At 60.5% G+C, this 11,124-nt stretch carries 10 protein-coding genes; 1 reads left to right on the plus strand and 9 read right to left on the minus strand.

The window, feature by feature from the left end:
- Positions 1-40: 40 nt before the first annotated feature.
- The 7 genes from guaA (Q0063_RS13335) to Q0063_RS13365 form a co-directional block, all read right to left on the minus strand.
- Complete coding sequence (gene guaA / locus Q0063_RS13335; RefSeq protein ID WP_367180387.1) at positions 41-994, minus strand: glutamine-hydrolyzing GMP synthase; 954 nt, start codon at positions 992-994, stop codon at positions 41-43.
- 73 nt (positions 995-1,067) lie between these two features.
- Positions 1,068-1,394 carry a hypothetical protein gene (locus Q0063_RS13340; RefSeq protein WP_297872462.1) on the minus strand — a complete coding sequence of 109 codons (327 nt, stop codon included), beginning with the start codon at positions 1,392-1,394 and terminating at the stop codon, positions 1,068-1,070.
- Positions 1,395-1,405: 11 nt separating this feature from the next.
- Positions 1,406-2,947 carry a glutamine-hydrolyzing GMP synthase gene (gene guaA, locus Q0063_RS13345; protein ID WP_297872463.1) on the minus strand — a complete coding sequence of 514 codons (1,542 nt, stop codon included), beginning with the start codon at positions 2,945-2,947 and terminating at the stop codon, positions 1,406-1,408.
- A gap of 151 nt (positions 2,948-3,098) precedes the next feature.
- Positions 3,099-4,151 carry an immunoglobulin-like domain-containing protein gene (locus tag Q0063_RS13350; protein WP_297872464.1) on the minus strand — a complete coding sequence of 351 codons (1,053 nt, stop codon included), beginning with the start codon at positions 4,149-4,151 and terminating at the stop codon, positions 3,099-3,101.
- Between the two features lie 73 nt (positions 4,152-4,224).
- Positions 4,225-4,842, minus strand: a complete 618-nt coding sequence (locus tag Q0063_RS13355; protein ID WP_297872465.1) for a hypothetical protein — start codon at positions 4,840-4,842, stop codon at positions 4,225-4,227.
- An 81-nt stretch (positions 4,843-4,923) separates the two neighbouring features.
- Positions 4,924-5,499, minus strand: coding sequence for a xanthine phosphoribosyltransferase (locus Q0063_RS13360; protein WP_297872466.1), 576 nt, complete (start codon positions 5,497-5,499; stop codon positions 4,924-4,926).
- Between the two features lie 388 nt (positions 5,500-5,887).
- The gene (locus Q0063_RS13365) at positions 5,888-6,712 is read right to left on the minus strand and encodes an Mrp/NBP35 family ATP-binding protein (RefSeq protein ID WP_297872467.1); all 825 of its coding nucleotides are present in this window, start codon (positions 6,710-6,712) and stop codon (positions 5,888-5,890) included.
- Positions 6,713-6,958: 246 nt separating this feature from the next.
- Between Q0063_RS13365 and Q0063_RS13370 the strand changes: the two genes are divergently transcribed.
- Positions 6,959-7,357 carry an SMI1/KNR4 family protein gene (locus tag Q0063_RS13370; RefSeq protein WP_297872468.1) on the plus strand — a complete coding sequence of 133 codons (399 nt, stop codon included), beginning with the start codon at positions 6,959-6,961 and terminating at the stop codon, positions 7,355-7,357.
- 232 nt (positions 7,358-7,589) lie between these two features.
- Here Q0063_RS13370 and Q0063_RS13375 read toward each other — a convergent pair whose 3' ends face one another.
- Both Q0063_RS13375 and Q0063_RS13380 read right to left on the minus strand, forming a co-directional pair.
- Entirely contained in the window at positions 7,590-8,102 is a 513-nt protein-coding gene (locus Q0063_RS13375) for a hypothetical protein (protein ID WP_297872469.1), read from the minus strand.
- 226 nt (positions 8,103-8,328) lie between these two features.
- Positions 8,329-10,515, minus strand: a complete 2,187-nt coding sequence (locus tag Q0063_RS13380; RefSeq protein ID WP_297872470.1) for an ATP-binding protein — start codon at positions 10,513-10,515, stop codon at positions 8,329-8,331.
- Between the last annotated feature and the right edge of the window lie 609 nt (positions 10,516-11,124).

The raw sequence follows: 11,124 nt of genomic DNA on the forward strand, positions 1-11,124 counted from the left end.
CAAAAACCCAGTGTTTTCAAGGCTTTGCGGGTTTTGTCAGTTATTCCCACTCAATGGTCCCCACGGGCTTCGGGGTCAGGTCATACAGCACCCGGCAGACCCCCGGCACCTCCGCCAGAACCCGGGCGGTGATCTTTTTCAGCACCTCGTAGGGAATTTCCGGCACGGTGGCGGTCATGGCGTCCACGGTATTCACCGCACGGACAATCACCGGCCAGTCGAAGGCCCGCTTGCCGTCCCGGACGCCGGTGGACCGGAAGTTCGGCACCACGGTGAAGAACTGCCAGATCTGCTTGTCCAGTCCGGCGGCGGCAATCTCCTCCCGCAGAATGGCGTCGGACTCCCGCAGAGCCGCCAGGCGGTCCCGCGTAATGGCGCCCAGGCACCGCACACCCAGACCGGGACCCGGGAAGGGCTGGCGTTCCACCATGGACTCCGGCAGACCCAGGGCCCGGCCCACGACCCGGACCTCGTCCTTAAACAGCAGCTTTACCGGCTCCACCAGTTCAAACTGAAGGTCCTCCGGCAGGCCGCCCACATTGTGGTGGGCTTTCACGCCGTCGCTCTCCAGAATGTCGGGGTAAATGGTGCCCTGGGCCAGGAAGTCGATGCCCTCCAGCTTCCGGGCTTCCTCCTCAAAAACCTTGATGAACTCACCGCCGATGATCTTCCGCTTTTTCTCCGGCTCGTCCACCCCGGCCAGCAGGTCCAGAAAACGGTCCGTGGCGTCCACATAGATCAGGTTGGCGTCCAGCTGGTTTTTGAAGACCTCAATCACCTGCTCGCTCTCGCCCTTGCGCATGAGGCCGTGGTTCACGTGGACGCAGACCAGCTGCTTTCCAATGGCCTTGATAAGGAGCGCGGCCACCACCGAGGAGTCCACGCCGCCGGAGAGGGCCAGGAGCACTTTTTTGCTGCCTACCTGGGCCCGGACCTGGGCCACCTGGCCGGCAATGAAGGCGTCGGCCAGCGCGGGGGTGTTGATGCGGGCCATGTCGGCGGGACGTACGTTGTTGTCCATGGGGATTACCTCCTGTTTTGTATATTTATTAGATTGGTATTGTGTATTATGGAGCTTCAATTTCTGAAAGCTCAGAATATTGATATTCCTTCAAACGTTCATAAGCGGTGGCCAAATCTTCAGCGGCGAATAACATACGGTATTTCGGTTCTAGGATAATCCTTTCCACCGATAAGTCCAGCCTTCCATTTTCAAATAGAGTGGTAAAGCCAGAAGTTCCACCATCTTTATGAATCAGTCGGCGGGTCACATCAACGATATCTTCATCGCTTACAACCATATCCAGAAATGCTCGCGGGGTATATCGGAACTTTTTGCAGGCATTGTAGGTGTCAATATAGCGGTTTCGCAGTTCTTGCTTTAGCTGTTCCACTAGAAAACTCCTTATTCAAATTCCACCGTGGCCGGGGGCTTGCTGGTGATGTCATACAGCACCCGGTTCACTCCGGGGACCTCGTTGACAATCCGGGTGCTGACCCGGTCCAGGACCTCATAGGGAATGCGGGTCCAGTCCGCCGTCATGAAGTCGCTGGTGGTGACGCTACGGAGAGCCACGGCGCAGTCATAGGTCCGGCCATCTCCCTGAACGCCCACGCTCTGGAGGTTGGTGAGTACGGCGAAATACTGGTCCATGCTGCCCTCCAGCCCCGCCCTAGCAATCTCGTCCCGGAAGACGAAATCCGCCAGACGGAGACGGTCCAGCTTGTCCCTGGTCACCTCACCGATGCAGCGGATGGCAAGGCCCGGCCCCGGAAAGGGCTGGCGGCTCACCAGATACTCCGGCAGGCCCAGCTCCCGGCCCAGCTGCCGCACCTCGTCCTTGAAGAGCATCCGCAGCGGCTCGATGATTTCCTTGAAATCCACGCAGTCGGGAAGGCCGCCTACATTGTGATGGCTCTTGATGACCGCCGCGTCCCCTGCGCCGGACTCGATGACATCGGGGTAAATGGTGCCCTGGGCCAGATAGTCCACCCGTCCGATTTTTTTGGCCTCTGCCTCGAAGACCCGGATGAACTCCCCGCCGATGATTTTCCGCTTGGCCTCCGGCTCCGTGACGCCGGCCAGCCTGGCTAAAAACAGGTCCTCAGCATTGGCGCGGACGAAGTTGAGGTCCCACCTGGAAAAGGCCTCTTCCACCTCGTCCCCCTCGTTCAGGCGCATGAGGCCGTGGTCCACAAAGACGCAGGTCAGCTGGGGCCCCACGGCCTCGGCAAGTAGAGCGGCGGCCACAGAGGAGTCCACGCCGCCGGAGAGGGCCAGCAGCACCCTGCCGTCCCCCACCTGTTCCCGGACCTGCCGGATGGCGGTGTTCCTGTAATCCTCCATGGTCCAGTCGCCGTTCGCGCCGCAGATCTCATAGAGGAAGTTCCGGAGCATGGCCGCGCCCTGCTCCGTGTGGTTGACCTCCGGGTGAAACTGGACGCCGTAGAGACCCCTTGCCTCGTCCGCGATGGCCACATTGGGACAGGCGGCGCTGCGGGCGCAGAGCCGAAAGCCCTCCGGCACCTGCTCCATATAGTCCCCGTGGCTCATCCAGGTGACGCTTTTTCCGGGGAGACCCCGGAAGAGCCTGCAATCCGTGGAAAATTCGGTTTCGGTCTTGCCGTATTCCCGGGCGCTGTCCGCCGTGGCGGGAACCACCTTGCCCCCCAGATGATGGGCCAGAAGCTGGCAGCCGTAGCAGATGCCCAGAATGGGCACGCCGAGGCGGAAAATCTCCGGGTCCGGGTGTGGGCTCTCCGGCAGGTAGACGGAATTGGGACCGCCGGTGAAGATGATGCCGATGGGGTCCATGGCGCGGAGCCGTGCGGCGGGGGTGGTATAGGGCTTGACCACGCAGTAGACCCCCTGCTCCCGGACCCGGCGGGCGATGAGCTGGTTGTACTGTCCGCCGAAGTCCAGAATGATGACCGTTTGATGGAACATATTGAACCTCCCTTTATTATCAGACAGGAGAGTGAAGATGATTAGGGGTTAAGAGATAAACCCCCGCCGCAGACCAGCAAAGCGGGCCCCGTGGTGAGAGGCGGGGCGGCAGAATGAGCGGGTCTCGCCCCAAATCCGAGGCAGGCCGGCGTCAGTTTTTGCCAACGAGAAATTGGCCGTTCTGGATGGAGAATGGAGCGGCGGCCCAGATCTCCCCGGCGGCGCTGGGCGAAACGTCGAAGGCCAGCCGGTATTCCCCGTCGGGCAGGATTCCATAGGGCTCCTGCCAGAGGGTCCCGGAATAGGTCTCGCCGGGCCGGGTCATATAAGCCTCCAGGGTCCAGGCATAGTGCTTGGCGGTAAAGGTCGGGACCTTGTACCACTGGCCGTCCAGCAGGACCTCCGGCACGGCGTGGCTGCCGTTGCCGTGGTGGATTTCCACACCTAGGCCGTTGGTGACAGTCCAGTCCAGGCCGCTTTCCGTGGAGGTCAGCTCCATGGAGACCGCCTCGCTGACCGGGTGGTCCGCCGGGACCAGAAAACGGGGGTCCCATGTGCCGGAGCTCAGGGCCAGCTCCCGAAGGGCAGGCAGAAAATACAGGTTCTGCTTGTGGAGATACAGATCCCGCTCCCTCGGCTCCCGGGCGAAGCGTTCCCACAGAGCGGGCGGCGCCGGTTCATCGCGGAGGCTCAGGACATGGCCCTGGTTGTCCAGCCAGAGGCGGCCTTGACAGACGGCCTCAAAATCCTCCTCCACGCCTTCGATGCGGAGACCATAGATGGGCAGGGACTCGTTCACCAAAACCCGCCCGTCCTCCTCAATGGCCCAGCCCCGGACCTCCGGCAGGGCCTCCGTCAGAGCGTCCCGGTCCGATTGGGTATAGCAGGACTGCACCAGCAGCACCTGGCCGTCCTCATAAGCCGGGTCCCAATACGTCAGAGAGAAGCTGGCGGTGTCCGGCGTCTCTGGAATGGAGACCACGGTGATTTCATCTGCCAGCCGGAGGGGGCGGGAGTCCCGCCCGGAACCGGGGGGCGGCGGATTGGATGGATCGGAGATTTTTGCCGCACCGGTCCCCCGGCCTGCCGTGCCGGTCTCCTCCGGGGCATCCGGCGGGAGGGGACTGTCCTCCGGCGGCGTCTGACAGCCGGTGAGTAGAAGAAGCGGAATCAGTACTGCGGCAAGGATGCGGTTCACCTTCATAAATATACCCCCTGTTCGTTGATTGTATATAGGTATAGACGGAAAACAGAGGGAAATGGTTCCTGATGAGGCGTCAGGAGCATTCCGCTCCGCCCCACTCAACCACGGTGAAGCCGGTGCGCTTAAAGGCGGGAAGCTCCTGGGCGGGGAGATCCGCCGGGGCCTCCAGGGGTTTCCAGGCCATAAAGACCCGGAGGAGGCTGTCCGGCTCCGGGGTGACGGTAAGGCGGGCGTGATTCGTGTAGTCCTCCGCCTGGAAGGCGATCAGGTTATAGGGATTGGCCTCCATCCGGGGAAGCCAGTAGACGATGAATTCGTTGGCCTCCCGGCGGGTGAGGCCCAGGCGGCTGAGGGCGTCCTCCAAAAAAGCGGCGGTGTCCGCTCCGGGAACGCAGAAGCCCCGGGAGAAGTTGTACTCCGTCCGGGTGACGCCCTCCCAGTAGAGGTAGCTGTAGGTCTGGCCGGACTCGTCCCTCAGGGTGCCGTCCGGGGCGGCGGTGACGGTCCAGCCGCCGTCATAGGCGGGATAGGCGCAGGTGAGCGTTCCGTCGTAGTCCAGGCGGACGGAGACTTCCGTCTCCTTCTCCGGGTAGAGGTAGATCACGGGCTTGGCGTCGCCCGCCTCCGCCTCCCGGCAGGCGGAGAGGAGCAGCAGGGCCGCGAGGCACAGGGGAATCAGCATTCGTTTCATGGGAAACCCTCCTTTTTAATTTAAATGGTCTGTAAGCCATGATGGAAAAAGAGGCGGGAAAGTTTCGTGGGGAGGAAAAAATTACTCCTCCCGGAAAATGATGCGGCCCGGCTCGGCGGACTCGATGACGGCCAGGGAATGGAGATTGACGCCGGCCTGACGGAGACGGTCGCCGCCGCCCTGGAAGCCCTTTTCCACGGCGCAGCCGATGCCCACCAGTTCGGCCCCGGCCTTCTCCACAATGTCGCACAGGCCCCGCATGGCCTCGCCGTTGGCCATGAAGTCGTCCACCACCAGCACCTTGTCCCCGGCGTGGAGCCACTCCTTGGAGACCAGCAGCGTGACCTTTTTCTTGTAGGTATAGGAGAAGATATCGCTTTGGTACAGGCCGCCCTCAATGTTGTCGCTCTTGGCTTTTTTGGCGAAGATCATGGGTTTGCCGAAGTGCCGGGCCACAATGGCCGCCAGGGCGATGCCGCTGGCCTCGGCGGTGAGAATGACGGTGACCTCGTCCATGTTGAAGCGCTTTCCGAATTCCTCGGCAATGTGGTCCAGCAGAACGGTGTCCACCCGGTGGTTCAGAAATCCGTCCACCTTGATGATGCTGCCGGGTAGAACTTTGCCCTCCTTAACGATACGCTCTTTCAGTTCCTGCATGGTGATATTCCTCCTGTCATATTGTAATTTCTGATTTTTGGTATGTTCTATAGGCACCGCACAGGCCGCAAAACGGCCTTGCAGTGGACTTCATATCCGGCACAGGGGGTTTATCCGGCAGCCGCTTTGCCACTGTTAGAAAACCGGTATGTACCATTTTTCGGCTGTGCTGACTATTATTATGTCGAATTTGGCCGGTTTTTGCAATTGCCGTTCCCGACAAAAAGAAGGAGGCGGCGGCGGAACGGTCAGTACAAATTTTTGCGTCCGCCTGCCCCGCCGGGGCATAAGGCCGGGGACTGGACGGAATGCTGTCTCGGGGAGGCGGGAGAACAAAAACGCGCCTCCGCCCGCCGGAACAGGTTCCGGCGGGTGAGGGCGCAAAGGGTTATGCCTGTTTCTCCAGAAGATCGGCGGCGGCGTCCAGCCATTGGCCCTGGAAGGACTCGATGTCCCCGGCGTCAGCCAGAGCGGCAAGAGCGGGGTCGATGGGCATTTCCGCCAGCAGGGGCAGACCGTGGCGCTTGGCGGCGTCCAGGGTCTTGCCCTGGCCGAAGAGGTGGATATTTTTGCCGCAGTCCGGACAGGCCACATAGCTCATGTTCTCAATGAGACCCAGAATGGGGACTTCCATCATTTCCGCCATTTTCACGGCCTTTTCCACCACCATGGAGACCAGCTCCTGAGGAGAGGCCACAATCAGAATGCCGTCCAGGGGAACGGACTGGAAGACGGAGAGGGACACGTCGCCGGTGCCCGGGGGCATGTCGATGAAGAGATAGTCGCAGTTCCACAGCACATCCGTCCAGAACTGCTGAACCACGCCGGAAATCACCGGACCCCGCCAGATTACCGGGTCCGTCTCGTCGGGCAGGAGCAGGTTGGTGCTCATAACCTGAATGCCGCTCCTGGTCTCCATGGGGTAAAGGCCCTGCTCGCTGCCCATGGCCTGGCCGTGGAGGCCGAAGGCCTTGGGGATGGAGGGGCCGGTAACGTCGGCGTCCAGAATGCCGACGCCATGGCCCCGGCGGCGCATGGTGACCGCCAGCTGGCTGGTGACCATGGACTTGCCGACGCCGCCCTTGCCGGAGACGATGCCGTATACCTTGCCCACACGGGCATTTGCGTTACACTCCTTCAGCAGGGACTGAGGTTCCTGCCGTTCGGCGCAGGACTCGCCGCAGGTGGAACAGTCGTGGGTGCACTCGCTCATAATCATTCTCCTTTTTCCGTCGGAAATAGGGAATCGGACCTCCGTCCGCCCCTCTGATTTGATTACGCCCTATTTTACACCTTCTTCCCGGGGCCGTCAACTCCGTGAAATCCGGGGGGCCTTTTAAGGGAAATGCCGCCGGGATATCGCTTCGGCGGTTGCCTCAAAGGCATTTATTGAAATAGCGGGGGTCCTGTGCTATGATTAGGTCAACAAATCGGAGTTTTTCAGCAAAGGGGAACGCATATGGATAGAAAAACAATTGAAGACTTTGAAAGAGAGCATCACTATACATTACCAGAAAGCTACATAAATTTTTTGCTTATTTCTGGTAATAATCCGCAAAAGTATTGCACGAGTTATGGAGATATATGCCTTTGCTCATTGGAAGAACTGCCGGAGGAACGGCAAATGCACGAAATGGACAAATATTGTCCAGAGTATATTGCAGTAGGATGGGGTGGCGGCGGAGAAGTCCTGATTATGAAGCAGGAGCGAGACAGTAATACCTTAATTGTTACCAGCGGCGGAAATTTACTTTCAAAATATATAACACCTAAATACTGCAAGTTTTTCAACGATTTTTTTGCGGGATGGGCTGCGCGCAAATGTCCTGCAAATGAGATTGATTCTATGTATGATTAAATTTCGATTTGTCGGGAAGTCATCCATTAACAGATGGCTGCCCGTTTTTGATATTCTGATGAACGGTTTGACGAAGCGGCTTTCAGCAGCATGAATCTGAAAAGGAAGAAATACGAGGGCGCATCTCCGCGCACAGCTTACCGGGGCGGCGGCCCCTGCACACCTCCGTAGGGGCCGGCCCCCTGGCCGGTCCGTTTGTCGGGAAGTTCGATGTTTGCTATAGATGGCTGACTCAAACCTCAAATTCTGCGGCCAGATAATGGGGCGTTCCATCCTTGGCCCTCATTTCCAATACAACCCGATAGGTCCCCGGTTCCAGGCGGGTCCCATAATATGCGTACTTTTGAACGATGCTGCCCGAGAGGCCGGAGCCCTCTTCGCCTCCGAGGCCGAACTCTGTCGCGGCCGTATGCGAGGGGAATGCGTCCTGTGTATATCCGAGCCGATACCACTGCCCGTCTGCAAGGCGTTCCAGATATTCAAACCCTGAGCCCTCGCCTTCTTTGGAAAACGTGTATACGTCTTCGGAATTTGCTGAAACCTTCCAGCGAATCGTATACCCTTTGAAGGGGGACCACGACGGTTTTTCTATCGTCAATTCAAAGCCGTCAATCTGATTGACAGGATACGAGACGGGGGCGTCAAGGGCGGGATATTCTGCCGATGCCCGTAAAATCAGCCATGCTCCAAGGACACAAAGAGCGGCAAGTGTGGAAAAAAGAATCCATCCCCAATGCTTTTTCATCAAATTGTCTCCTTCCGTATTGATGTTTGACGGGCCGCCCTTCGGCAGAGGCGCTGTCCGTTTCCGGCATCCTGCCGGAGGCCCCTGCCAGGCGGAGGGGCCCGTCAGTCCTTCGCCAGGCTCCACGAGGGGGCCGGGGTGCGAAAATTTCGGCCTGGCCGCAGCCGCTGAGAAGCAGAAGGGCCAGCAGGCAGAGTAAAAGCCGTTTCATATGGGACCACCTCTTTTAAATATGATCTAGCCGCTGGATGGAGACGGCGGGATCGTCCCGGAAGAAATCCGCTTCCCGGCTGTGGCAGGTGAACAGGAGAATCTGGCGGTGTTCCGCCTCCTTCCGCAGCCAGCGGAGGGCGGCGGCGCAGCGCTGGTCGTCAAAGCTGGACAGAGCATCATCCAGAATGATGGGCACGGCGTTCTCCGGCGGCAGCACCAGCTGACAGATAGCCAGCCGGACCGCCAGATACAGCTGGTCTGCCGTGCCGGCGGAAAGGAGGACGGATTCCCGGGGGACGCCGCCGCTGTCCTGGGCGAAGACCCGGAGGGTCCGGTCCAGAGTGACGCCCTGGTACGCGCCGCCGGTCAGCCCGGCGAAAATCTCCGCGGCCCGCTGGCCCAGGGCAGGGGAAAAGCGGCCTTGCAGAGCGGTATTGGCCTGCTCCAGAGCTTCGGCGGCCAGCTCCAGGGCGCTGTATTCTGTTTCAAGAGCGGCGATCTCATCCCGCAGCCGTTCCGCGCCGGCCTGAAGGGTCAGGGGGTCCCCTGCGGCCTGAAGGCGGCCGGTCAGCTGGCCGGCTTCGCTGAGGGCGGCGGTCCGCTCCGCCTGGACGTCCCGCAGCTCCCGGTCGATGGCGGCCCGGTCCCGGCCCGGCGGAACCGGAGAGGTCCCGGCAGGGAGTTTCTCCGGTTCCGGAGAGGACGCCAAAAGCTCCAGCCGAAGCCGGGCTTCCCGGGCGGCGGCCTCCGCCTCGCTGAGCTCCTTCCGGCGGACGGCGAAGGCCCGGAGGGCGGCGTCGGCGGCGGGGATGTCGAAGGCGGCGGGGGCAAAGCGGCGTACCTCCAGCAGGATGCCCTGCTCGTTGGCGGTCAGGGCGTTGTAAAGTCCGTCATAGGCGGCGGAACGGGCGGCGCTCTCCTTCCGGGCCTCATCGGCGGCACGGTACTGGGCGGCATAGCGCAAAAGGGCATCCTGCCGCTGGGCCCGCTTTTGGGCGGCCAGGTCCTCCCAGAGGCGCAGCCTGTTTCTGGTGAGAAGGGCGAAGACCAATAGAATCAGCCCGGCCGCGAGACCGCCGCAGCCCAAGGCGAGGGGAATTCCCCGGTCTGTGTAATACAGCGCTGCCCCCAGCCCCAGGCCCGCCGCCAGGGCCGGCAGAGCTGCCCACAGAGGGAAACGGGGCCTGGGGGGAAGGTCCGGGGGAATCCGCTCCGCCTGCTCCGGGGTCAGGCCGGTGAAGGGACTTTCGTTGACGGCGGCCTCGGCCCGCAGCAGGGCGCTCCTGGCCTCGTCCCGCTGTTCCCGGGCCTTGGCGGCGGCTCTGCGGGTGGTTTCCAGATTGACAATGGCGCCCCGGAGGCGGCCGATGGTCTCCATCTCCGGCATACGGCTCTCCTGCGCCTGGCAGGCCAGGGACTCGGCCCGCTGCTCTGCCTGAGCCGCCCGGTTTTCCGCCTGTCTGCGGGCAGAGCGCTCCAGACCGGCCCGCTCCGCCTCCAGGGCGGTTTCCCGCTCCGCCAGAGCGGCACAGCGGTCCTGAACCGACTCCAGACGCCGGGCCAGCTCTCTCTGAAGAGTCAGCCGCTCTTCTGTCTCCTGTAATTCTGCTTCCAGGGACGGAAGCTGTCCGGTTTTGTTATGGCGGCGGCGGTTGAGCTCCTTTTTTAAGATGCCGGCGGCCTCGGAATAGGAGGTGTCCTCCTCGCCGGAGGTGATGAGGGCGGCAATGCGGCGCTCAAGACCGGCGTCCTGGGTGATGGCAAGGCCGCTTTGCCCGATGAAGGCGCTGCGGGCGAACACCTCCCGGCTGACGCCCAGGAGGGTTTCCCCGCAGGAGGAGCCGGTCAGCTCCGGAACGGGGTCGGCGGTGCCGGTATAGACTGCCCGGAATTCCGCCATGGGTGCGGCTGTGCGGCGGGTGGAGCGGTAAAGACTCAGGCTGCGGCCATCGCCGGTCCGGCAGTCCAGCTGCCCGGACATGGCGGCGCCGGACCAGGGGGCGCGGAGGGTCTTGCCGGAGGGAGCGCCGGCCCGGTCCCGCTCCCGGCTGTTAATCCCGTAAAACATTGCCAGGAGAAAGGCGCACCAGGTGGATTTCCCGGTTTCGTTGGGAGCCTGGAGAATATTCAGGCCGTCATGCAGCGTCAGGGTCTGATGGTCCAGTTTGCCGAAGACGGCGGCGGCACGATGAATCAGCATGGGGAATCACCTCAAATCGCATCATATCTAGATAAGGTATAGAAAGACGCCGGAGGGCCGCGGCTTGCTGGCGGACCGGCGTGACGCCAGTATAGCACAAAAGCCGAGATTTGCCCAGATGCTTTTGCAGATTTCACATAGGTACGACCCATAAAAACGGGAGGAAATGGGAAAAAAGTCATAAAGAGAAAAAACATGAAAAAACTTGAAAAAAGCAGTTGACAAACGGAGGGCGGTATGGTAATCTAACAAAGCTGTCCGGCACGAAGGCAAGGCGGGCGGGTACAAAGGGAAGGACGGACTTGAAAAGCCTCCGAAATTCCCGAAAAAAAGTACTTGACAAGCCGAAGCGAGTGTGTTAAGATAGCGGAGCTGATTTGCGGCACAGGAAAATCTGGAAAGAGCGCCGAAAGAAATCCGAAAAGATTTCAAAAAAGTGCTTGACAAACAGAAAATGATGTGTTACAATAGCAAAGCTAACTTATGACCCGGTTAAGTAAAGCGAGTGCTTCGAAAAAACTTGAAAAGTTTTGAAAAAAGTACTTGACAAACTGAACCAGATGTGCTAAGATAGCAAATGTTCCGCCGAGGAACGTGTACCTTGTAAAT

The sequence above is a fragment of the uncultured Oscillibacter sp. genome (assembly GCF_947654275.1).
Taxonomy (GTDB): Bacteria; Bacillota; Clostridia; order Oscillospirales; family Oscillospiraceae; genus Oscillibacter.

Coding starts and splice junctions, on each gene's coding strand:
- Q0063_RS13370 (WP_297872468.1), top strand. CDS start 6,959: ATGGATAGAAAAACAATTGAAGACTTTGAAAGAGAGCATCACTATACA.
- guaA (WP_367180387.1), bottom strand. CDS start 994: ATGGCCCGCATCAACACCCCCGCGCTGGCCGACGCCTTCATTGCCGGC.
- Q0063_RS13380 (WP_297872470.1), bottom strand. CDS start 10,515: ATGCTGATTCATCGTGCCGCCGCCGTCTTCGGCAAACTGGACCATCAG.
- Q0063_RS13375 (WP_297872469.1), bottom strand. CDS start 8,102: ATGAAAAAGCATTGGGGATGGATTCTTTTTTCCACACTTGCCGCTCTT.
- guaA (WP_297872463.1), bottom strand. CDS start 2,947: ATGTTCCATCAAACGGTCATCATTCTGGACTTCGGCGGACAGTACAAC.
- Q0063_RS13365 (WP_297872467.1), bottom strand. CDS start 6,712: ATGAGCGAGTGCACCCACGACTGTTCCACCTGCGGCGAGTCCTGCGCC.
- Q0063_RS13350 (WP_297872464.1), bottom strand. CDS start 4,151: ATGAAGGTGAACCGCATCCTTGCCGCAGTACTGATTCCGCTTCTTCTA.
- Q0063_RS13360 (WP_297872466.1), bottom strand. CDS start 5,499: ATGCAGGAACTGAAAGAGCGTATCGTTAAGGAGGGCAAAGTTCTACCC.
- Q0063_RS13355 (WP_297872465.1), bottom strand. CDS start 4,842: ATGAAACGAATGCTGATTCCCCTGTGCCTCGCGGCCCTGCTGCTCCTC.